Raw genomic sequence first — 21,295 nt, forward strand, 5'->3', positions numbered from 1 at the left:
CAAGCGACGGGCCAAAAAGCTCAGGACAGGCCGACTTTGCGCTGATCGTCGGAGGGGAGCAGTTCGTTCACCTTGTGAAACACTTTTTCGAGGAATGCGCAGACCTCGTCCGGCGACAGCTGGCAATTATCGCCGCGAACATAGTTGGCGACGATAGATTTGGCCACATCCAGCCGGGTTTCTTTAGAAATACGATCGCTCATGACACAGGCTGCCTTTCGGTTGACTCCAAAAACTACGGAAGGGACAGGATTCGAACCTGCAACCCCTCACGGGGCGACCGCTTTCAAGGCGGCTTCCTCACCATCCGGACCCCTTCCAGAGGGACCTCTGTTGTATTACAGATCGCGTTTGGGGTCAAACTGCGGAGCGTATTGGCGAATAATGCGTTGAATAGCCTCATCGCTGGTGTCGACGTTCTTCATGTCACGCGGGGTGAGCTGCATGGAAGACGCGCCCTTGGCGGGACGGACCGTCATCGGCCGAAGCCGCTGGCTGATGGGCTGAATAGCCGACTGCTCGCGGACCGGCGCTAACCCGTCAGACGACAGCGGAGCGGTCGGTCTCAGCGGCGGCAGATAATCCTGAGCGCCGGAGACAGGGGCGGCCTTGGCGCCGCCGGGCTGATTGGCCAGTTGCGCGCCGTCATCGTTGACGATATGCGGCGTGATGAGAATCAGTAACTCCGAGCGGTTTTTGTTACGCACCGATGAGCGGGCCAGCGCGCCAACAATTGGGAGATCGCCCAGACCCGGGATTTTATTCACTTCCCCGGTTTGAGAGTCCTGAATCAGGCCGCCCAGCACGAAGGTCTCGCCGTCCTTCAACACCACGTTCTGCGCCAGCGCTTCGCGCTTGGACAGCAGCGTCACGGTATTGCCGCGCACGTCGGTCACCACGTTAGCGACCGTCGACAGCGTCGGGCGAATGCGCATGGAAATCGCGCCGTTGGGGCCGACCTTGGGCAGCAGGTTCAGCACCAGGCCAACGTCGCCGATATTGGTTTCTGAACCCAGCGGGCTGTTGCTGAAGGCGTCAAACGTTACCGTCACGCTTTTAATCACTTCATCGACGATGCTGATAAGGGCTTCCTGATCGCTGACCGTCAGGATAGACGGATTGGCCAGGATTTTGGCGCGCTGATTACGCACCATGGCATTCAACTGGTAATAGAAATCGCGGTTGACCTGGGCATGAGACGTCGAGTACCGAAACAGCGACGAGAAGGGATTGTTCGTGTCCGACGGCACGCCGATAGAGGCAAACGGCAGCCCGCCGCCCACTCTGACCAGACCCGGTCCGCCAGAAACAGACGGATTGTTGATGCTGAAATCAACGCCCCGGTGCATGATGGATGAATTAAAGGTGAGTTCCTTGGCGGCCTGCTCAGACAATTCAATCATGGAGGTTTCAATCACCAGCTGCGGCGCCGGGCGATCCAGCGTGGCGATCATCCGGTCGGCCAGTTCGACCTGGCGCGCCGTGCCAAACAGCGTCAGCGTGTTGAGGCGACTGTCGGGAATCAGAATGACGCCATTGGGCGAGATACTGGCGTTTTGATCGGTTTTGATGATGCTGCGCAGCGTGAGCGCATCGACAACCGCCCCGCTGCTCAGGTTTCCCGAACCCGCCGTGTTATTGGATTTAGACGCGCCATCGCCTTCTTTAATTTCTTCGGTGCGAATCCGCAGGGCGCTGGGCAACTGTCCCACCTGCTGCACGCCGCCTACAGCCGCTCCGCCAGCGCCAGCGCCACCACCGCCCCCGCCGCCGGAACCGCCCGCCTGCATCAGGAACGTCGGAGAGCCCTCGTTGAACAGGCCCGACATGAGCATGGTCGCCACATCAACGGCATCCGCATGACTGAGGCGCCACGTCCGGTTTTCGCGCGGGGTGTCCAGCGCATGAATATAATCGCGCGCAATCGCCAGATCCGACTCCGTACCCACAACAATCAGCGAATTGGTACGAAAATCCGGCGTGATTTTCTTGAAGATCTGACCGCCCGTATTGCCCGAAATCTGCTCGCGGCTCGATGGGGCGAACACCGAGTTATTGAGGATATTGGCAAGTACCGAGGCGTTGGCGTAACGCAGCGTCATGACTTCAGAATGCGTGCGCTGCAATTCCTGTCCGCGGACAGAATCCGCAGACGTGACCATTAAGGTATCGCCGCCGCGCGTTTCAAACGACAGGTCGCTCTGGGTTTTAATCGCCTCAAGCGCTTCCTGAACCGTTACGCCCATTAAGTCGACGCTGACTGAGCCTTTGACCGAATCGTTAATGATGACGTTAAAGCCGCCTTTTCGGCCCAGCGCGCGCAAGGCGTCTCCCACGGCGACATCGCGAAACGACAGATTGACCACCTGACGACCGCCCCTGATGGCGACCGGCTGATCCATCTGCGCCGGCGTCACGGAGATGTTGAGTTCGCCGGTCAGGGCCTTGGAGGCCGCAAAGGACAGGCCGCCGCCCGGGCCCAGCAGGAACGAAGAAGCCAGCAGGACCGCTACAAGCGCCGCCAACGGGCGTCGATGGTTCCGCGTCATCGGACGGGTCAACATGAGAAAGGGTCTCCTTAGCCGGTTACAGTCGGGGAAAACGCTAGGGCGCGCCCGTCGCTTGCGACGAGAGCGGATCCAGCGTATGCGTCGGGGTGGTGCGGGTTTTGTTGAGAATATGCGGGGTCAGCAGCAAGACAATCTCACTGCGAGACGTGTCGTTCTGAGCCGCCCGGAACAACGCGCCGACAATCGGCAAGTCGCCTACGAGAGGGAGCTTGTCCTGACGGTTGGTGCGCGCTTCCTGCACCAGACCGCCCAGCACCAGGGTCTGACCGTCTTTAATCCGCACCAGTTGCGCCAGAATATCGCGCTTGGTCAGCAGGGTCGTGATATTGCCCTGCGCATCGGTGAGAATCGAGCGTATCGTGGTCACCGAGGGACGAATGCGCATCGAGACCGTGCCGTCTTCGCCGATTTTGGGCAGGATATCGAGCACGACGCCCGCTTCGCCCATTTCGGTTTCGACTGTGGTGGTGCCCGTCTGGCCGTCGACCGTCACGTTGACGCGACGAATAATCTCATCGACGATGCTGACCACCGCTTCGGTATCGTGGGCGGCGACAATCGTCGGATTGGCGAGAATCTTCGCCCGGCGATTGTTCACCAGCGCATTCAACTGAAACAGATAATCGCTCTTTTTCACCAACGGATTGGTAGAATAAATAATGCCGGAACGCGCGCGGTTGGCGGTATCGGTCAGATCGTTGGTCGGCAGACCCACCAGACCGGTTCCACCCGGAGTAATGATGCCGCTGATGGGTTTAAGGCCCGGCAAGGGCTGGTTATTAAAGCCCGTCTGGAGCTTGCCGTCAGCAACCCCAATGCGAGCGCCCAGTTCTTTGAGGCCTTGATGGGTAATTTCGACCATCGAGACGTCAATCGAGACCTGTGGCGGTTCCGCGTCAAAGACAGGAATCATCCGTTCAGCGATATCGATTTGCTCGGGCGTGCCCATCACCGTGACGGCATTGAGCCGCGTATCGGGAATCACCAGCGGCCCCAGAGGCGATATTTGAGCCATCTCGGTGGTTTTCACCGTGCCGCGCAACACCAGTTCCTGCGAGAACGACGACGATCCGGTGCCGCCGCCCGCCAGATTATTGACGCCCGTGCCTTCCGACACTTTTTCGGACTGCACGCGCAACGAGCTGGGGACATCCAGAGGGCCTTGCGCCCCGCCTGCCGCGGCGCCCGCGCCGCCGGTCACTGAAGCGCCCGCGCCGCCGCCAGAAGCGCCGCCCGCGCCGCCGCCGCCGCCGCCACCGTTCTGAAAAATAAAGCCGGCCGTGCCGTCGTTAAAGATACTGCTGGTGAGTTGCGTCGCCACATCAAGGGCGTTGGCGTAACTCAGGTAAAACGTGCGCGACTCGCGCGGGCGATCGATCTGATCGGCTGCGGCCTGCGCCAGATCCAGCTCGCGTTGCGAGCCGACAATCAGCAAACTGTTGGTGCGAGAATCGGCTTTGACCTTTTGAAACGCGCACGCCGTTGCGCCGCCGCCGCCCAGACCAACCGACGCGCCGCCTGATCCGCCGCCGCCCAACTGAGCCAGCTCGGCGTTCTCGATAGCAAACAACGACGTATTGAGCATTGCCGCAATCTGCGCCGCATTGCCGAATTTCACGGGAATCATGCGCGTCAGGCGGCGATTGAGGCCTTTGTCCACCGCCGACTTGCGAGCGATGGCCAGAAAGATATGATCGCTACGCGGCAGGATTTCCAGCGCCGCCAGCGAGGCGATAGCGCTCAACGCCTGATTAATCGCCACTTGATGCAGTTCCAGCGTCACGGTCCCTTTCACGGACTCGTCGAGAATCAGGTTGAAGCCGCCCTGGCGAGCCATATCGCGTAGCAGTTCGCGCACATTGGCGTCAGCGGCTTCTACCGTCACCAGCTTATGACCGCCAGGAACGGTGACCAGATGGGCCATCGTCATGCCCTGACCATGGCTCATTGAATCGCCGAAGGCTTGCGCGCCCGCAATCGCGGCGGGGCCGCAGGCGCTCAATAGTAAGCTTGCCGCCAGCATCGCGCCGATGAATCGCCGTCCCGCCAGAACCCTGAAATTCGCCATTGCCGCTGTCTCCATTCTCCATCCACCGGTACGCGCCATCGAATCAGCTATCCTCGGACGCCGCCGGCTGTTTTTTCTTGCCGCCTGTCGCATCGCCGCCGGGGACCGCTTTATCATCGGGCTCGGCCAGCTTGTCGAACGCATCTTTGGACACATTGTCTTCTTGCGTCGCCGTATTGATGCGATCCACGAACATCTCCAGATTCAGCGCGCGAAGGCCGTCGGGGCCTTGCAGCCAGACGCGTCCGGATTCAATTCGCTTCACGACCACGCGGGTTCCATTCAGATCAAAGGCTGCTCCCGGACGTCGAATCAATGTAGAGCCGGCGCCACTGGCGCTTCGGATTTTAAGAATCGCCACGGCGTCGGTTTTATTGCGCACCACGCCCGTAAATGACACGTCCTGATACGGATCGCGCACCACATCGCCCGACTCCACCGCTTCGGCCCCCGGCGGCGAAACCAACGGCGAAAACGGGTCTGAACGGCCCACCGACGCCGCGTCGGCCTCGTCGTAGAAATCAGGCTCCAGAGAGGTTGTTTTAACGGTAACAGCGGTCGTCGCGCCTGCCGAAGCCGTCGGCTCTTCCAGCGATAACAGCGTAAACGCGTCACGGTTTTCTACGAGCCGCTGATCGGCGCGGGCGGAGACAATTTGTCGATGATGCGCCGCGTCCGAGGCGCGCATCTTGCTGACGCCAAGAACCACTGCCAGCGCCAGAAACGCTGTCAGCATCCAGGCCAGCATCAAGTAAAATCCGATCGGCGCGCGCGCAAAAAGCGCTTTCGACGCCACGGCCGCCGTCGAGGAAGGCGCACTATGGGAATGACGTGGGCTTCGCATAACCGCTCGCTCTAACTCTCTCTGTCGAAAAAATCCCGCTCTCGGGACGTCCAAACCACCAGAAGTCTTCAGAATACCAGAACTCCCTGCCGTCGCAGTCGTGCGAATGGATGAATCGTCGCCAGAAAAGCCCGGCATGCGCAACCGGATAGACAGAGGGCTCTGCTGTCGATGATACTGACGCTTGCAGAAAAGGGCAAGTCCCGCCCAGACGGCGACGGCGTCAGAGGCCGACGGGCAATTTCATCGCCTAAAAAAAACCGAAGGCATTGGGCCTTCGGGTTGTCTGTTCGCTTTTACCTTGGCTTGTGAATTTGAATGCTTATAAATTTAAATAATCCCTCTGCATCGAGCCCGCCGTGCGATTCAACCATCGCGTTGGCGTCCCTTGCAATCCATTTTTACCATTTCTTCCCTCCAAAGGACTATCGCCTGTCTGGAGGATTTGCCCCGCGCGCAGGCGCTGTCTCTCAGGTATGATAACGACGCGGGGCTGAGGACCTACCCCGCCGTTTCGACCGCTCTGTTTCCGCTGTGTTTCTGTTTGAGGCTGCCGTGGACACTCCCGCTGGCGCTCGCGCGCCGTTCTCCCATTTAACCGTTATCGGCTGCGGCCTCATCGGAGGATCCATTCTGATGGCCTGCCGTCAGGCCTACCCCGCCATGACGCTGCGCGCTGTCGACAACTGCCCCGACACGCTGCAATACCTCTTGCGACACGACGTCGCGCACCACACATCGCTCACCCCGCCGACCACCTTTGCGCCGGACCATCTGGTAATACTGTCGGCGCACTTGCGCCAGAGTCTCACGCTGCTGGAGACCATTGCGCCTTCGATTCCCGAGTCGGGCGTGCTGGTCAGCGACGCAGGCAGTTGCAAGCGGGCCATTTGCGCGCGCGGCGCCGAGTTGCTGGGCGCGCGCTTTATAGGCGGGCACCCGTTGGCGGGCAAAGAATTCTCCGGCGTCCGGCGCGCGACGCCGCTGCTGTTTCATCATAAACCGTGGGCGCTGTGCCCGGTTTCTCCGATTTCTGAGGATCAGGAAGCCGCCGAGGACCACAAACAGCGCTTGGCCCCCCTTCGCCGCCTGTTGCGCGACGGCCTTGGCGCGATGATTCAGGAAGTCGATCCTGAGCGGCACGATCGCGCCATGGCCTTTGTCAGCCATTTTCCTCAGTTATATGCCGTGCTGCTGGCCAACTTGCTGAATCGTAATCAGCCGGGCCAATTGCTGGGATTACATGGGGCGGGGCTTGATGATCAACTGCGGCTGGCCGCCAGTCCTTACGGCCTGTGGCGCGACGTGTTCGACCTCAACAGCGATAATCTGCGCGACATTCTGGGTCTGTTTCGACAATTGTGCGATGAGGCCGACCCGTTACTGACCCAGCCCGCCATGGCCACGTGGTTTGAGCGCGCGAATCAGGCGCATCAGGCGTTTCACCAGAAGCCGACCCCGGCGCGAGGCGAGCCGGGCGCAGGCGATTGATTTTCACGCGGATTCCGGGTATACCTAAGGGAATCGCCCTCTGGGGCGATCACTTTCTCCTTCGGGGGATTAGCGCAGTTGGTAGCGCGTCTCAATGGCATTGAGAAGGTCAGGAGTTCGAATCTCCTATCCTCCACCAAAAACCATCAGACTTTCCGCGTCTGGTGGTTTTTTGATTTCAATGCCGGAAATACCTACTATTAAACAGGTTTAGGAGCTTTTGCCCTAAGACCTCAGGAAAGCGATCCCTATGGGCCAATAAGCGGGTAATTATCAGGACTCATCCAAACCAGCAAGTCCGTAAGCGCTTGATAGGGCTGTCCCCTCCCGAGCAATTACAGATGGGCTCGTGTTGGAATATATAGTCTCCGAGTTTTGCTTTTAGCGGGTTTTGGAGTGAGAGCCAAAGAGCATTCCGCGCTTGGCTGGTCCCTCCCTGGAAATTCTTTCGCTGAGACGCATCAGAAGGCTGATTTCTTCGGACCTCATATTATTTCTGGACGCGCTTCAAACAATACAACTTTCTCTAAAGTGGGTCTGCGCCCTCGCTCAGTATTTCAAGGTATTCCCGATACGCAAATAACCGCGAGCGTCGACGGCCGGTAATTTCTTCTACAATACCCAGCGTCATCAGGTTCTGAAAGGCGGCAGCGGCTGTGGTATGCGTGATACCCAGCTTATCAGAGACCCATTGTATGGTTAAGATAGGGTGCTCTTGTAATAAATCCAACACTCGGTGGGCATTGCGCGCCCCCCGCCCGAGGGCGATAGTGCGTTGCCCATCCTCCTGCACAAGAGCGAGAATTCGCTTTGCAGTGGCTTGAGCTTCCGTAGCGGTCTCAATTACTCCCTCAAGGAAAAACTCAAGCCAAGTCTCCCATACGCCGTTCATTCGCACCTCGTCGAGCAACTGATAGTAGGTTGCGCGATGCGCTTTGAAATACAGGCTCAGGTAGAAGATAGGCTGCTTCATAAGCCCCGCATGGCACAGGAGCAGGGTAATCATCAATCGTCCAAGCCGACCGTTGCCGTCCAGAAAGGGGTGGATCGTCTCAAACTGCACGTGGGCCAATCCGGCTTTGAGGAGGGTAGGAAGCCCGCTGTCGGTTTCGTGCAAAAATTTTTCAAATGCATCCAGACAATCCATCAGGTGATCTGCGGGCGGCGGCACGAACAAGGCATTGCCAGGACGTGAACCCCCAATCCAGTTTTGGCTCTGCCGAAACTCTCCCGGTAGTTTGTCCTTCCCTCGTCCTGTGGCCAACAGAATGCCGTGAATTTCCCGCAACAGCCTTAAAGACAAAGGGAAGCCTTCTCCCAGTCTTTTCAATCCATGGTCTATGGCGGCAATGTAGGCCGAAACTTCGCTAACATCATCTAGGGGAACGCCAGGAACCTCTGCCAGTTCGTGAAGGAGAAGATCAGAGAAAGAAGACTGCGTGCCTTCAATTTGAGAGGACAGTAACGCCTCTTTGCGAACGTATTGGTAGAGGAATAGCGCCTTATCGGGCAGTATTTCGGCAACCCCGTCCAAACGTCCCAGAGCTTGAATCGCCCTTTCGTGCAGGAGCAGCAGGTGGGTGAGATTCAAAGGTGGATCAGGAGGCAAGGGAGGCGGCAAATAGGCAAGAACAGACTCTCCCGCCGCAGAAGTTTTAATGCGCCGGCCAATTCGATTGAGAAATGTTTTCGCGGTCTTATCTGTCATGAATCTATCTCGGCATATCGGCAATCTGATTTTAAGATCAGAAGGGAAGTTGGAATAACCGGCCCCTTTATTCCAGTTTCCGCAACTAAGTTGGAATAACGTCGAGGCTTATTCCAGGATGTGTGCGAAATGGGAGAGCTTCAAACGAACAGGGAAAGAGCTTGTACCCCGCGTAATTGCCAGATTTTCTATAAGAAACCTTTCAAAAACTCCGGCAGATTAGCGTTTCGACAGGGCTAATTCAAATTTCAACGCGAGGCAGGCTCGTTTGGGTTAACCCTGAGCGGAGGGGGCCAGGGCGCCGGTTTCGCAGACGGCATCATCCCAGTTTTCAGCGACCTGAACGGGCGGACCGCCGACAGGACGGTGAATCCCGCGCTTGGACGTCTGCACAAACTCAATGAGCTCTTCTACCAGAGGCTCTCCGGGCATCTCTTCGCGCAAACGCGCAATTGCATCAGAAATATTCAGCGGCGAGTACCATAGCCAGTGATAGGCGCGACGCACGGACTGGCGCGCCTGGGCCGAGAAGCCACGCCGCCGCAGCCCGACTTTGTTGATGCCGATAATCGTCACCGGACGGCCGTCGGTCATAGCAAACGGCGGGACGTCTTGTCGCGTGCCGCTCGCGCCGCCAACCATCGAGAGGCGGCCAATGCGGACGAACTGATGCACCACCGTCGTGGCGCTGACAAAGGCGTATTCGCCGACCGTTACGTAACCGCCCAACTGCGCGGCATTGGCGAGAATCGCCTCGCGGCCGACATGGCAGTTGTGGGCCAGGTGGGCGTAGGCCATCAGGAAGGCGCCGTCGTCCACGCGGGTGAGCTGACCTTCGCCGGTGGCGCGGTTGATGGTGACGTATTCACGCACCGTAACGTTATCGCCGATGAGCACGCCGCTGGGCTCACCCTTGAAGTTTAAATCTTGCGGCAGGCCGCCGATGACGGCGCCAACGCCGATATGGCAGTTTTGACCAATCGCCGTCCCCGGCTCCAGAATCACGCTGGAAGCCAGACGCGTGCCGTCGCCGACACTGACGTCCGGGCCAATAACCGAATACGGACCAACAATAACGCCATTGCCAAGTTGCGCGGCAGGGTCCACCACCGCCGTCGGGTGAATAACGGTCGGTGCGCTTGCAGCAGAAGCGGCGGGAGCGGAGTCAGTCGAGTCAACAATCGGGGTGGTCATCGGCGGAAGGTATCCTGATTGGCGGCTTAAGCGTTGCGTTAGGGCTCAATTAACGAGAACATCAGCTCGCCTTCGACCGTCACCTGTCCATCGACGCTGGCGCGACAGAATGAGCGGCCAATCGGCGGGCGTAATTTGATCACTTCACACATTAAGTCCAATCGATCGCCGGGCGTGACCATGCGCCGAAAACGCACGTTGTCGATGCCGGAAAACACGGCCAGCTTGCCCTTGCATTGCGGCAGATGCTGAATCAGCACGCCGCCGAGCTGGGCAAGCGCCTCCAGTTGCAGCACGCCGGGCATAATCGGGCGTCCGGGGAAATGCCCCTGGAAAAACGCGTCGTTGATGGTGAGATTCTTGTAGCCTTCGATCCGCTTACCCTGAATATGGCGCGTCACGCGATCGATCAGCAGCAGCGGAAAGCGGTGCGGAATCACCGCCATGATCTCGACGCTGGACAGCGGCGGCAGCACGACGTCCTGACTGTCGGTGGCGGCAATCTCGGCGGCGTCCATCGCAGATTCCTTATCAGAACAAGCAGGGGAGGAAGACGGGGGCGAAAGGGCGGGCGTCATAGCGGCAGGCGTCCTCAAGAGACGATCATGCGCGCCATTATAGTACGCAGGCGTGCCGAACGCCACCTGTTCGGCGGGCGGCCCCTGCTATAATGACGGAAATCGCGCCTGCCCCCGCATCCTCAGAGACGAAGAGAAACTATAGAAAACAAATACGCAGAGAAAATAAGAAAAACTAAAAAGAAGAAGCATTAAGAAGAAAGAAGAAGAGAAAAAGGAGTCCGCCGCCATGAGCCTCGCCAGCCCCGCCGCCTCCGCCGCGCGGATTCGCGTCTTACCCGAAGCGCTGGTCAACCGTATCGCCGCTGGCGAAGTCGTCGAACGACCTGCATCGGTCGTCAAGGAACTCGTCGAAAACGCGCTGGACGCCGGCGCGACGCGCATTGATATCGTCGCCGGCGCCGGAGGGCGCACCCTGCGCGTGGCCGACAACGGGGGCGGCATGACCCCCGACGACGCCCAACGGGCGTTTCTCAACCATGCGACCAGCAAACTCAGTGACGACGATGATCTGACGCACATCGAGACCCTCGGATTTCGCGGCGAGGCGCTGGCCAGCATCGCCGCCGTGGCGCGCGTGGTTTGCGAAACCCGCCGTAGCGACAGCCCCGTGGGCTGCAGGGTACGCATCAGCGGTTCAGACCCCGTCGCGCGCCTCGAAGACGCTGGCTGCGCGCCGGGAACCGTGATGGAGATCAGCGATCTGTTTTATAACGCCCCCGCACGCCTCAAGTTTCTTAAAAAGCCGGGTTCAGAGCTGGCTGCTATCGAAGAGTTGATCGAGGCGCTGGCCATCGCTAACCCCCGCGTGCGCTTTACGCTCACCGTCAACGACCGCCAGACGCTTTCTACGCGCGGCGAAGGCGATCTGCGCGACGCCCTGCGCGAGGCCCTCTCACTGGGAGAGGACGCGCAGGCCTTATTGCCCATCGCGTTTGAAGACGACGCGCTGGGCCTTCAGCTTAGCGGCTTCATTTCGCCGCCGACGCATCTCAAGAGCGCCCGACGGTGGCTGCTGACGTATGTCAACGGGCGCATCGTGCGCTGCGGCGTACTCTCAAAAGCGATTGAATCGGCCTATGCGTCGCTGGCGCCGAGCGGGCGCTTTCCGTACGGGGCGATTTTCCTGACCCTGCCGTTATCAGACGTCGACGTTAATGTGCATCCAGCCAAGCGCGAAGTGCGTTATGCGCAACCCAACGTGATTTTCTCCTTCGTGCGCCATGGCGTGGCCCGCGCCCTGGAAGAGGCAGGCGTCAGCGCGCTGCTGGGCGACTCTCCCAACGGCGCGCTGACGCCTGCGGCGGGCGCGCCATCTCAAGCGCCCGACTCGCTCTGGGCAAGAGGCGCGGGTAACGCGGGATTGTCGCCGTCAGGCTCAGACGGGACGTTTCGACAGGGCGCTTTCGGATTTTCGCATTCAGGCGTCTCGCATTCAGGAAGCTCCCCTTCAGCACTCTCGCATTCGGGGCTTTATCGTCCTCTGGAGGCTGCCGCCGGGGCGGAAGGGCTGACCTCGCCAGCGGCGGCGCGCGACGACGAGGCGCCGTTTCATGTGATTGGGCAGCTCTTTAACACGTACATCCTGCTGGAAACCCCCCAAGGGCTGATGGTCGTCGATCAGCACATTGCCTGCGAGCGCGCGGCCTTTGAGGCCTTCAAGCGCCAGACGCTCCCGGAGGCCGCCCAGAGTCAGGGACGGCTGCTGGATATCGTCTTGCCAATGAGCCCCACGCGCCGGGCGCTCTTGGGCGAGCATCAGGACGCGTTGGCGTCGCTGGGTTACGTCTTCCTGCTGGATGAGGCAGAGCCCGGCGGCGTGCGGGTGCGCGGCGTCCCGGCGCTGGATGCCGAGCGCCTTGATCCGCTCGTCGCGCTGGAGGCCCTGCTCGCCCATCTGGAAGAAACCGGCGAGCCCGTGATAGATCGCGACTTGCTGATGGCGACCATGGCTTGCCACAGCTCGGTTCGCGCAGGCGATACGCTCTCGCGCGAGGCCATGACGCGCATTATCGAGCGCTGGCTGGCCTGCCGCCTGCCGTGGACCTGCCCGCACGGGCGGCCCATCGCGCACACCATTCGCGCCGAAGAACTGAACCGGTTTTTTGATCGCCCTGGCCTTCCTGGCGGGTCATAACGCGGGGCGAAAGCGCGATGACCCTAGACGCCTACCTGCACGCGTGCCTTAAAAACGGCCGCACCGTCCGCTGGCCGGACAAAGCCATGCCGTTGCGGTTGTATATTGCGCCTTTTCAGTGGTATGAAAGCGACAAGCGCCGACAGGCGCAGCGCTACGAGCAGTTGGCGCTAGAGGCCTTCAACGCCTGGCGAGAGGCCAGCGGCGGGCGCATCGCGTTTACCCGCGTTCAGGAGGCGCGCGACTCTCAGATCGACGTGCGCTGGCGACGCGTGGATCGCCGTTCGCTGGGACATTGCGAATATCTTGTCAACGCCCATCACCTGATTTACTCGGCTGAAATCAGCATTGGCATCTCAGATGGCCGTCTTCATCAGGCGTATAACGACATCCGCGAGGCGCATCATACGATTCTGCACGAAGTCGGCCATGCGCTGGGGCTCATTGGGCATAGCGACGCGCCGGGCGATATTCTGTACGTGCCGCACCAGTATGGCGTCGACACGCTGTCGCCACGCGATGTTGCCTCCATTCGCGCGTTATACCAGTTGCCGCCTGGCTTTAACCCGCCTGAAGCCGCCGAACGCTACGGCTTACCCACCGAAACCCCGTTGAATGAGCTACTTGCCGTCATGGCAGGTCTGTCCACGCCAAGCCCAGAGGCGCGAGCAGCATCACCGCAGAACCGGCGCATCGACGCAGACCCCGCCGCACTGGAGCGCCACCACCGGATTCTCAGCGAGCAGGGGCGTTTTCATCTGGCGACGCAGGACATCCGCCTGAAGCGGGATTTACGCCGATTCACGCATCACCCATTGCCATCACAACCGCCGCCGGACGTCGCCGGCTAGTTGAATTGCTGAATCAACGAGGGAACGGCGTTACAATCGACCTTGGATCCCAGAATGCCCGTGCGTTGCACGATATTATTGGCATCCACCCAGAACAGCGCGTAGCCATTGGGCATTTGCTGCTGCTTCATATCCGGCGACAGGGCCGATTGTAGATTTTCTTCAAACAGATGGCCCAAAGCCGTACGGTCGCTGACTGTCGCCGGGCTGTAGACCACTGTCGCCTGCTGAGCGGGCGTGGCGCAGGCGTCAACCGTCACGCTGATTTGATCCAGCCATTGTGCGCCGACTTTCACCTTCTGGTGCGCGACTTTCACAACCTTTCCGGCTACGGTTTTCGGCGGGGCGGCGGCGGGCGGCGCCTGGGCAAGCGCCATGGCGGCCAGCGAGGCGCTCATCAGCAAGCTCAACGCAAGGCGTAAGGCAGTGTGATTCATCATGAAAAAGGTCTCCTTGGCAAATTCAGGGGTTCCCATGCGGTTCTGAAGGCGGATGCGGCTAGAAGCCCAGCCGCTTGAGAGGATTGATCATGTTCATGGGGTTAAATCCAGGCGGGGCGGCGGACGACGGGGGCGGTGCAGAGGCAGGCGGCGCGCTCGCGCCGGTGTCCAGATTGCGCCCGCAGGCCCAGTTATACCCCCAGAACTCGGTTTTTTGCACCGTGCGCGTCGCCTCGTCAAATGTCAGCGTGACGTGACCGCTGACGCTGCTCATAAAAGGGTTTTGCTGCTCGATGGCGCGCGCCGCCATGGCCAGATGACGAAAATGAAAGCCCGTCGCCTCCGCCTCGCTGACGGCGGCCAGCGGATATTGCAGCGTCGTCAGGCGATTGCCCGCATGACAATCGGCGACAGTCACCGAGAGTTTGTCGACCCATTCTCTGGCAGGATTCTGAACAGAGACCGGGCGCTGAACCTTCTCATGGAACACGGCCACCACCTTGCCCGTAATCTCGCCCGCAAGCGCGCCGCAGGGCAGCACAACCAGCGCACACAGCGTTAACAGCAGCATCAGCGCCCGAAGCCTGGGCGATTGCGAGCAGAAGGGCGACGTTTTGAAAGAGAGCATCATCCGTTCATAACTCCTTTGGGTTGTTTGCAAGGCGTGACGATCACAATCCCGCGCAGGCGCAGGGCGTTCAGACATTGAAGCGGAAAAACACGACGTCACCATCGCGCATCAGGTAGTCTTTGCCTTCCAGGCGCGTCAGACCTTTCTCTTTGGCGGGTTTTTCGCCGCCAACGGCGATGTAATCGTCAAAGGCCGTGACCTCGGCGCGAATAAAGCCGCGTTCAAAATCGGTATGAATAATCCCGGCGCACTGAGGGGCCGTCATCCCGGCCTCAAACGGCCAGGCGCGCACTTCCTTGACCCCGGCGGTAAAGTAAGTCATCAGCCCCAGGGTGTCATAGGCCGCGCGAATCAGCTGATTCACGCCCGAACCGTCGGCGCTGACGCCCAGACTTGTCAGATAATCGTCCCGTTCGGCGGCGGGCAAGGCCACCAGTTCAGCTTCGATTTGCGCGCTGATGGGGACAATATGCTGTCCAAGGCGCCCGGCCATCGCCGCCAGCGCGCAAAAATGCGGATTCCCCTGCGGTTGGCGCAGATCGCTTTCGCTGACGTTGGCCGCCAGAATCACCGGCTTGACGCTGAGCAATTGCGATTGCCGCAACAGGATACGTTCTTCAGGCGAGAGCGTCGCCGGATCAACCGGCTCGCCGTTGTCAATGACCGGCTGGATCTTGGTAAACAGCTCGCACTCGGCCATAGCCTGCTTGTCTTTCTGCTTGGCCTGCTTGCGCAGCTTATCGAGCCGTTTTTCCAGCGACGCGGCATCGGCCAGACACAGTTCCAGAAAAATCGTCTCCACGTCGCGCGCCGGGTCCACCGCCCCATCGACGTGGGTCACGTTGGCGTCCTCAAAGCAGCGCACCACATGGACAATGGCGTCCACTTCCCGAATATTGGCGAGAAACTGGTTCCCCAGCCCTTCGCCTTTGCTGGCGCCGCGCACCAGTCCGGCGATATCGACAAACTCAAAGGCCGCAGGCGTGACCTTCTGGCAAGCGCCGACGCGATTGACGATCGCTTCGAGTTGCGCGAGCCGCGCATCGGGCACGGCCACCACCCCGACGTTGGGCTCAATGGTGCAAAACGGGTAGTTGGCGCTTTCGGCCTGATACGAGGCGGTCAGCGCGTTAAACAGGGTTGATTTGCCCACATTGGGCAGCCCCACAATACCAGCTTTCAGCAAGAGCCGCGTCCTTTACTCACATTCAAACCACATCAGCCGCGCGATCCGACGCGGGCCCGCCTCTCACTTTACTAAAAAAAGATAAATCGTCTGTAAACGATATCACAAAGCCGCAAATTTTAGTTTTTATAAATTTAAAGAAATTAACTGATTTTCACGCAAGGGGTGTTCTCGATGGGGCAAGGGGTTTCAATACGGCAGCCATCGCCTGCCATGCAAGCGCAGATTAATGAGCTTTGCGCCCGCCGTAACCGAGTTACGGTAGTTCTCGATGATTTTAAAGCGCCGGGCCGTGTAAGTGATCCTCAAACCGTCCTGAATCCGGTTAATTCGGTATCTCTGACGTCGCCTATCCAGCAAGATCAGATTTCTCATGGTGAATTCGTTGGGTACTTTGCCCGGAAGCAAAGCGGGGCTCGGACCATCGACTATCATCGTCAATATGTGCCGCCCTCCCCCATAAAGAGTTTCTGGCCTTCGACAGCGCCTGTACAGAAAAACACCTTCCCGCAACTCGTTGACAGTATCGTGTCTGCAAAAACCGGCCCCGATAGCCTTCCGCCGGTGGACATGATTAACATCTCTTCCGGCCACGAAATTTCTAAAGAAGACCTTGAAGAGCTTACGAAAATTCCCAATTTTGACATCAACAACCTCACGCATCGCCGCCAAGCCATGAGTGCGCTTAACAAGCTTTACGACATTCATGACCTGGAGAATTACCAGCCGAAACCTTATGAGAAATTGGCGCCTAAAATCAAAGACACCGTTGAATTCGACAGAGCGGCAAAAAAGCTGGCGGGCGCCACGGGAACCCCTTATATTAATGGCGGGCGGTCTGTAACGGTCACCCTCGCCACGGCAAACCGGGGAGATGCCAACAACATTGATGGCGAGGGATTCAATGCCTACCTCCTCACAGACGCCCCCAACGTCATCCGCGTAGGCGCGACCGACAAGACCGGAAAGCCGCTGGATTCGTCTTCCCCCGGCGCCGACGTCTATCGTCGCGGCCAGTATGAAGTAGCGTATCTACCCGAGGGAGTCAGCGTGACAGGGAATGGCCGTGTGGATATTCCCAAAGAAAAACTTGCCCAATGGCCGCCTTTTGGCGAGGACTTTATCGGAAAAAGACCCGGTAAAGACATTCCCATTTCGTCGCCGCCCAACGATAAAGGGCCCAGTCGTGTGTTCGAAGATCCCTTCAGCATGAAGCCCAATAAAGCCGGCATTCTGCATTCTCCCAAGCAGGATACCAAGCTGTATCGCGTCTCAGATCTGCTTCAACGCCCGGATCCTTTATTCCTTTACACCGACGTGAGAAAGCGCGTCGGCGAACTGCCGCCCGAAAAGACCTATGTCGACGATTCCTTGAAGTTTATGTTCACCGAAGACAGCGACGGCAGACTGAAACGCGTGAATCCGCAGATTGACGGCACGTCCTTGGCCGCACCGTCGATTTGCGGATCATAGCGACGCCGTAGCAAGAGATAGCGTCGCAAACCATCGGACCAACCTTGGGCCCGACGCGCGTGACAGTGGTAAGATGCTAGAGGCTGTCTTACCCCGCGCAAGCTGCCGCGATCGAAAGGATCCCCTCCCGCGTGTCCTCCTCTCCGCGCGATTACCGCCATCAGCCGCTGGATGCCGCCGATTATCCCGACATGGGGGATAAATGGCTCTTCGCAGGCGTTGATCTGGCCCCAAATGAAGGGCTGGAAACCGGCGTGGCCGTGGTTGATCGCGCCCGCGGGCTCGTGCGCCTCGACAAAGTAAATACCAATACCCAGATCCTCTGCATTCTGGAAAGCCTGGGCCCGTCGCGCAATGTCGTCGTGTCGCTGGATATGCCCAAAAGCCTGTCGATTCAAGGCGAATGGCGACAGGAAGAAATCCGCATGTTTCCCCTGCGCCTGTATCGTCCGCATAGCGGGGAATTTACCGACCGCTGGGGCGCGCGCGCGTGGGCCCTGTACGACGAACTGGTACGGCGCGGCTTTACGGTGATGCTGTACTTCAATTATCAGGCCAAGAACCGACTGGAACTGTTTATCCCCTTTCGCACCCGCACGCCGCGCGGCTGCCGAGCCCTTCAGGGGATGATTAAAGAGCGTCTCAACATCGCGGAAATCCCCGGCAACCTGTCGCCCATTTCGGTGCTGGACGCGATGATTGGCGCCTACCTGTCGTGGCTGACCTACGTCGGAACCCCGCAAGAGCATTTCGTCATTTCCCGCACGCTGGGCGCGCGCTGGGTGGCGGAGCCGCTGCGGCGATTCATTCCAAAATCGGTTCGCAAGCCGCGCAGACGGCGCTATTAAATGGCGTCGCCGTCGCAGCTCCCGCTAGAAGCGGCCTTGCTGCCGATTGCGCTGTTGATTACCGGCGCATTGTTGGCGTTTCGCGGCCAGGCGACCCCTTCTCGACGGCTCGCCATGGCCTTGGTGACGCTGCTTGCGCTCACCCCGACTGGATTCCTCTGGTCCGGCGCGCTCACGTTGATCGAACTGGCAGCCCTCACGCTGATTCTGCTGCTGCTAGCGGATCGCTTTCTCTTCAGCGCAGGCCCGGCCGAGATCGACGCGCGGCGCGTGCTGCCCGAACGCCTGTCGATGAATCAGCCCAACCCTGCGTTGATTACGCTGTACAACAATTCTGACGACGCGCTGCGCGTGGAACTCATCGACCCCATTCCAACCGCGATGCGCTGGCGAAGCGCGTCACCGTCCGGATTCACGGCGGGGTCTCAGTTTCCCGCCTATGCGCGGACGCTGGCCCCGCGACAGCGCGAAACCATTGAGTATGAAGTCTCGCCGTTACGACGCGGCAGCTTCACGTTTGAGCCGATCCGGCTTCGCTACCGCAGCCGTCTGGGGCTGCTATGGATTCAACAGCGCGCGGCGCGCCGCGATGTCGTCAAAGCGTATCCCGATCTCAAGCGCATTGCGCAACTGCGCGTGCGGTTCTCGGTCTCTGGCGAAGGCGGTGACTTTCGCAGTCGGCGTCTTGGCCTTCAAGGCACAGAATTCTCAGCCCTGCGACCGTATGTTGCGGGCGACGATCTGCGTCACGTCGCCTGGCGCGCCACCGCGCGGATGGATGCGCCGGTAACGCAGGTCTGGCGGCCTGAGGCGGATCAACCCATCCTGATTCTGCTCGATGCCGGGCGTACCATGAATGCGCCTTTGGCAAACGACCTCACCCGCTTCGACTGGGCGCTGACCGCCGCACTCTCGCTGGCTGGCGTGGCCATTGATCACGGCGATCGCGTCGGCGTCATCGCCTTTGATCAACGCGTCACCCACCGATCGCCGATCGCGGGCGGGCGCGCCCATTTCAATCGGATGCTCGACGCCCTGCACGCCTTGCAACCCACGGCGCAGGAGCCCGACTACGAAGGCGTGATGCTCAAGGCCGCCAAGCAATTGCGGCGGCGCTCTCTGGTCGTGGCGTTTGTCGATCTGGTGGACCCGCTGGCTTCGCACAGTTTGGCGCGAGGCTTACAGGCGTTCTCGAAGCGGCATCTGCTGCTGGCGGTTTCGTTTCAGGATCCCGCCCTGTCCCGTCAGGCAGAGCAATACCCGGAGACGTTGCAGGGGTTGTACGAAAAATCCGTCGCGCTGGATCTGGCCCAATTGCGCCAGCGCGCTTACGCCGATTTGTCGAGACGAACGCGCGCCGCCGTGGTGGACGCCGAACCCGCCCGGCTGGACGAAGCCCTGCTCAACCGGTATATGGCCATCAAGTACAAAACGCGGCTATGAGTTAGAGACGGCGGTTTCGGCGCGATCGCGAAACTGCAAGTGATACAGCCGGTGATACGCGCCATTCTGCGCCAGCAGCGCCTCGTGCGACCCGGTTTCGATAATGCGGCCCTTCTCCACCACCAGAATGCGATCGGCATGGCGAATGGTCGACAGGCGATGCGCAATCACCAGCACCGTGCGCCCGCTGAGCAGGTTGGCCAGCGCCTGCTGCACAATGGCCTCAGATTCGTTGTCGAGCGCGCTGGTGGCTTCATCGAGAATGAGAATCGGGGCGTTCTTGAGAAAGGCCCGCGCAATGGTCACCCGCTGCTTCTGACCGCCGGACAGCAGGCAGCCGTCTTCGCCCACCGGGGCGTCCCAGCCGAGCTCCAAACTGTCGACCCACTCGCTGAGATAGGCCATCGCCATGGCGTCGCGAATCTCGGCGTCAGAGGCCGACAGGCGACCGATGGCGATATTCTCGCGAATCGTGCCGTCAAAGAGAATCGCATCCTGCGAGACGATGGCCATCGTCTGGCGCAGACCGGCCAGCGAGAGATCGCGCAGATCGCGCTCATTCAACAGGACCCGGCCGGCCGTCGGGTCAATAAAGCGCGGAATCAGATCCATCATCGTGGTTTTGCCGCCGCCGCTGCCGCCGACAAAGGCCACGGTCTCGCCCGCGCGCACGGTAAAGCTGATGTCGTTCAGCACCGGCTTTGCGGCCTCGTACTCGAAATGGACGTTTTCGTAACGCAGGGTCTCAAACGGCTCTGGCGAAACGGCGTCGGGCGCATCCGCGATGGCGGAATCCAGATCCATCTTCTCGAAGACGCGCTCGGCAGGGGCCATAATCCGCTGCATCTTGCTGATGGCGGAACCCACCGTCTTAATCGGCGAAATCAGCAGGCCCAGCGAGACAATAAACGACGTAAGGCCGCCGGGGGTCAGCGTGCCATTCTGGATGTGCGAGACGCCCAGCGCCAGCACCAGCCCGATGCCGCAGGCCGAAATAATCTGCATGGCGGGCTTCAGAATAATCCCGGCCTTGACGATGCGCATGGCCGCCGAAAAATAATCGCGCAGATGCCGCTCGTAGCGCTTCAATTGATAGCCATCGAGCCCGTAGGCCTTGATCACGCGGTAACCGCGCACCGATTCGCTGAAGGTCACAAACAGGCGCGACGTAATTGCGCGCGTCACGTGATCCATGCGCCGGATCTTGCGCGAGATGATGCTGATGGGCAGCGTCATCAGCGAGAGAATCACCAGCGAAAGAATGGCGTACTGCCAGTTGAGCCAGAATAGAACACACGCCAGCCCGATAATCGTCGCGATTTTAACGATCAGATCCTGAAGATTATCATTAATCGCCTGCTGCAACTGCGCCGGGTCAATACAATAGCGCGTCAGCAAGTCTGACAGCGTGTGCCGCTTGAGATAGCCCAAGTCCATGGTCGCCAGCTTGCGAAACAGGTCGGCGCGCATCGTCTGGGTCACGGATTGCCCGATATACGAGGTGTTGTACTCGTTGATGTACTGACAGACGCCTTGCGCGATGGTCACGCCAATCAGGAAGGCCGGCACCGCGTACAGCATCGTGAAATCCTGCTGGGTCAGCAGCTTGTCGGTAAACGGCCCGACCATCCACGCCAGCAGGCCTTGCACGCCCGCCACCGGCAGCGAGGCGAGCATCGCCAGAATAAAGCGCTTGCGGAAGGGGCCCAGATAGCCCAGCATCCGGCGATAAATGCCGATATCGGTTTTCAGCAGCGTAAAGGCCATTCAGCGAAGGTCCGGTTGTAACGCGCGCGCTATTAGCGCGGGTCTTGTCCTGACGCAGGCGTTATC

17 protein-coding genes and 2 tRNA genes are annotated in these 21,295 nt (G+C 59.8%); 7 read left to right on the forward strand and 12 right to left on the reverse strand.

The window, feature by feature from the left end; translation table 11 throughout:
- Positions 1-20: 20 nt before the first annotated feature.
- From IPK79_02420 to IPK79_02440, 5 genes are all read right to left on the reverse strand, one after another.
- A complete protein-coding gene (locus IPK79_02420) occupies positions 21-203 on the reverse strand; it encodes a hypothetical protein (GenBank protein MBK8189284.1) in 183 nt (60 codons plus the stop codon).
- A gap of 35 nt (positions 204-238) precedes the next feature.
- Positions 239-320 (reverse strand) — tRNA-Ser (locus IPK79_02425).
- Between the two features lie 18 nt (positions 321-338).
- Positions 339-2,564 carry a type II secretion system protein GspD gene (locus tag IPK79_02430; protein ID MBK8189285.1) on the reverse strand — a complete coding sequence of 742 codons (2,226 nt, stop codon included), beginning with the start codon at positions 2,562-2,564 and terminating at the stop codon, positions 339-341.
- A gap of 40 nt (positions 2,565-2,604) precedes the next feature.
- Positions 2,605-4,638 (reverse strand): hypothetical protein, encoded by a 2,034-nt coding sequence (locus tag IPK79_02435; protein ID MBK8189286.1) that lies wholly within the window; start codon positions 4,636-4,638, stop codon positions 2,605-2,607.
- A 43-nt stretch (positions 4,639-4,681) separates the two neighbouring features.
- The gene (locus IPK79_02440) at positions 4,682-5,482 is read right to left on the reverse strand and encodes a hypothetical protein (protein ID MBK8189287.1); all 801 of its coding nucleotides are present in this window, start codon (positions 5,480-5,482) and stop codon (positions 4,682-4,684) included.
- A gap of 555 nt (positions 5,483-6,037) precedes the next feature.
- On the opposite strand from IPK79_02440, the gene IPK79_02445 reads away from it, so the two are divergent.
- Both IPK79_02445 and IPK79_02450 read left to right on the forward strand, forming a co-directional pair.
- Complete coding sequence (locus IPK79_02445) at positions 6,038-6,973, forward strand: prephenate dehydrogenase/arogenate dehydrogenase family protein (GenBank protein MBK8189288.1); 936 nt, start codon at positions 6,038-6,040, stop codon at positions 6,971-6,973.
- A 63-nt stretch (positions 6,974-7,036) separates the two neighbouring features.
- Positions 7,037-7,112, forward strand: a tRNA-Ala gene (locus IPK79_02450).
- A 387-nt stretch (positions 7,113-7,499) separates the two neighbouring features.
- Here the strand turns inward: IPK79_02450 and IPK79_02455 are convergent.
- From IPK79_02455 to fabZ, 3 genes are all read right to left on the reverse strand, one after another.
- Positions 7,500-8,681 (reverse strand): Fic family protein, encoded by a 1,182-nt coding sequence (locus IPK79_02455; GenBank protein ID MBK8189289.1) that lies wholly within the window; start codon positions 8,679-8,681, stop codon positions 7,500-7,502.
- A gap of 273 nt (positions 8,682-8,954) precedes the next feature.
- Positions 8,955-9,875 (reverse strand): acyl-ACP--UDP-N-acetylglucosamine O-acyltransferase, encoded by a 921-nt coding sequence (lpxA, locus tag IPK79_02460; protein MBK8189290.1) that lies wholly within the window; start codon positions 9,873-9,875, stop codon positions 8,955-8,957.
- Between the two features lie 38 nt (positions 9,876-9,913).
- The gene (fabZ, locus tag IPK79_02465; protein MBK8189291.1) at positions 9,914-10,393 is read right to left on the reverse strand and encodes a 3-hydroxyacyl-ACP dehydratase FabZ; all 480 of its coding nucleotides are present in this window, start codon (positions 10,391-10,393) and stop codon (positions 9,914-9,916) included.
- Positions 10,394-10,682: 289 nt separating this feature from the next.
- Here fabZ and mutL point away from each other — a divergent pair, with 289 nt between their 5' ends.
- Both mutL and IPK79_02475 read left to right on the forward strand, forming a co-directional pair.
- Positions 10,683-12,590, forward strand: coding sequence for a DNA mismatch repair endonuclease MutL (gene mutL / locus IPK79_02470; protein ID MBK8189292.1), 1,908 nt, complete (start codon positions 10,683-10,685; stop codon positions 12,588-12,590).
- A 17-nt stretch (positions 12,591-12,607) separates the two neighbouring features.
- Complete coding sequence (locus IPK79_02475; GenBank protein MBK8189293.1) at positions 12,608-13,441, forward strand: matrixin family metalloprotease; 834 nt, start codon at positions 12,608-12,610, stop codon at positions 13,439-13,441.
- Here IPK79_02475 and IPK79_02480 read toward each other — a convergent pair.
- The 3 genes from IPK79_02480 to ychF all read right to left on the reverse strand — a co-directional run bounded on the left by IPK79_02480 (position 13,438) and on the right by ychF (position 15,698).
- The gene (locus IPK79_02480) at positions 13,438-13,881 is read right to left on the reverse strand and encodes a hypothetical protein (protein ID MBK8189294.1); all 444 of its coding nucleotides are present in this window, start codon (positions 13,879-13,881) and stop codon (positions 13,438-13,440) included. The two genes, IPK79_02475 and IPK79_02480, sit on opposite strands and share 4 nt — an antisense overlap.
- Positions 13,882-13,939: 58 nt before the next feature.
- Complete coding sequence (locus tag IPK79_02485; protein MBK8189295.1) at positions 13,940-14,512, reverse strand: hypothetical protein; 573 nt, start codon at positions 14,510-14,512, stop codon at positions 13,940-13,942.
- Between the two features lie 67 nt (positions 14,513-14,579).
- On the reverse strand, positions 14,580-15,698 hold the full coding sequence (ychF, locus tag IPK79_02490) for a redox-regulated ATPase YchF (protein MBK8189296.1): 1,119 nt from the start codon (positions 15,696-15,698) through the stop codon (positions 14,580-14,582).
- Between the two features lie 174 nt (positions 15,699-15,872).
- On the opposite strand from ychF, the gene IPK79_02495 reads away from it, so the two are divergent.
- From IPK79_02495 to IPK79_02505, 3 genes are all read left to right on the forward strand, one after another.
- A complete protein-coding gene (locus IPK79_02495) occupies positions 15,873-17,171 on the forward strand; it encodes a hypothetical protein (GenBank protein ID MBK8189297.1) in 1,299 nt (432 codons plus the stop codon).
- A gap of 131 nt (positions 17,172-17,302) precedes the next feature.
- Positions 17,303-18,019, forward strand: a complete 717-nt coding sequence (locus IPK79_02500) for a hypothetical protein (GenBank protein MBK8189298.1) — start codon at positions 17,303-17,305, stop codon at positions 18,017-18,019.
- A complete protein-coding gene (locus tag IPK79_02505) occupies positions 18,020-19,462 on the forward strand; it encodes a DUF58 domain-containing protein (GenBank protein ID MBK8189299.1) in 1,443 nt (480 codons plus the stop codon). It begins immediately after the preceding gene.
- Here IPK79_02505 and IPK79_02510 read toward each other — a convergent pair.
- The gene (locus tag IPK79_02510; GenBank protein MBK8189300.1) at positions 19,457-21,229 is read right to left on the reverse strand and encodes an ATP-binding cassette domain-containing protein; all 1,773 of its coding nucleotides are present in this window, start codon (positions 21,227-21,229) and stop codon (positions 19,457-19,459) included. The genes IPK79_02505 and IPK79_02510 overlap by 6 nt on opposite strands.
- Between the last annotated feature and the right edge of the window lie 66 nt (positions 21,230-21,295).

The sequence above is a fragment of the Vampirovibrionales bacterium genome (assembly GCA_016712355.1).
GTDB lineage: Bacteria > Cyanobacteriota > Vampirovibrionia > Vampirovibrionales > Vampirovibrionaceae > JADJRF01.

Bases quoted from the DNA above. Each gene is read 5' to 3' on its own strand.
- lpxA (MBK8189290.1), bottom strand. From the start codon at position 9,875: ATGACCACCCCGATTGTTGACTCGACTGACTCCGCTCCCGCCGCTTCT.
- IPK79_02510 (MBK8189300.1), bottom strand. From the start codon at position 21,229: ATGGCCTTTACGCTGCTGAAAACCGATATCGGCATTTATCGCCGGATG.
- IPK79_02435 (MBK8189286.1), bottom strand. From the start codon at position 4,638: ATGGCGAATTTCAGGGTTCTGGCGGGACGGCGATTCATCGGCGCGATG.
- fabZ (MBK8189291.1), bottom strand. From the start codon at position 10,393: ATGGACGCCGCCGAGATTGCCGCCACCGACAGTCAGGACGTCGTGCTG.
- IPK79_02440 (MBK8189287.1), bottom strand. From the start codon at position 5,482: ATGCGAAGCCCACGTCATTCCCATAGTGCGCCTTCCTCGACGGCGGCC.
- IPK79_02480 (MBK8189294.1), bottom strand. From the start codon at position 13,881: ATGATGAATCACACTGCCTTACGCCTTGCGTTGAGCTTGCTGATGAGC.
- IPK79_02455 (MBK8189289.1), bottom strand. From the start codon at position 8,681: ATGACAGATAAGACCGCGAAAACATTTCTCAATCGAATTGGCCGGCGC.
- IPK79_02495 (MBK8189297.1), top strand. From the start codon at position 15,873: ATGGGGCAAGGGGTTTCAATACGGCAGCCATCGCCTGCCATGCAAGCG.
- mutL (MBK8189292.1), top strand. From the start codon at position 10,683: ATGAGCCTCGCCAGCCCCGCCGCCTCCGCCGCGCGGATTCGCGTCTTA.
- IPK79_02430 (MBK8189285.1), bottom strand. From the start codon at position 2,564: ATGTTGACCCGTCCGATGACGCGGAACCATCGACGCCCGTTGGCGGCG.
- IPK79_02485 (MBK8189295.1), bottom strand. From the start codon at position 14,512: ATGATGCTCTCTTTCAAAACGTCGCCCTTCTGCTCGCAATCGCCCAGG.
- IPK79_02505 (MBK8189299.1), top strand. From the start codon at position 18,020: ATGGCGTCGCCGTCGCAGCTCCCGCTAGAAGCGGCCTTGCTGCCGATT.
- IPK79_02475 (MBK8189293.1), top strand. From the start codon at position 12,608: ATGACCCTAGACGCCTACCTGCACGCGTGCCTTAAAAACGGCCGCACC.
- IPK79_02420 (MBK8189284.1), bottom strand. From the start codon at position 203: ATGAGCGATCGTATTTCTAAAGAAACCCGGCTGGATGTGGCCAAATCT.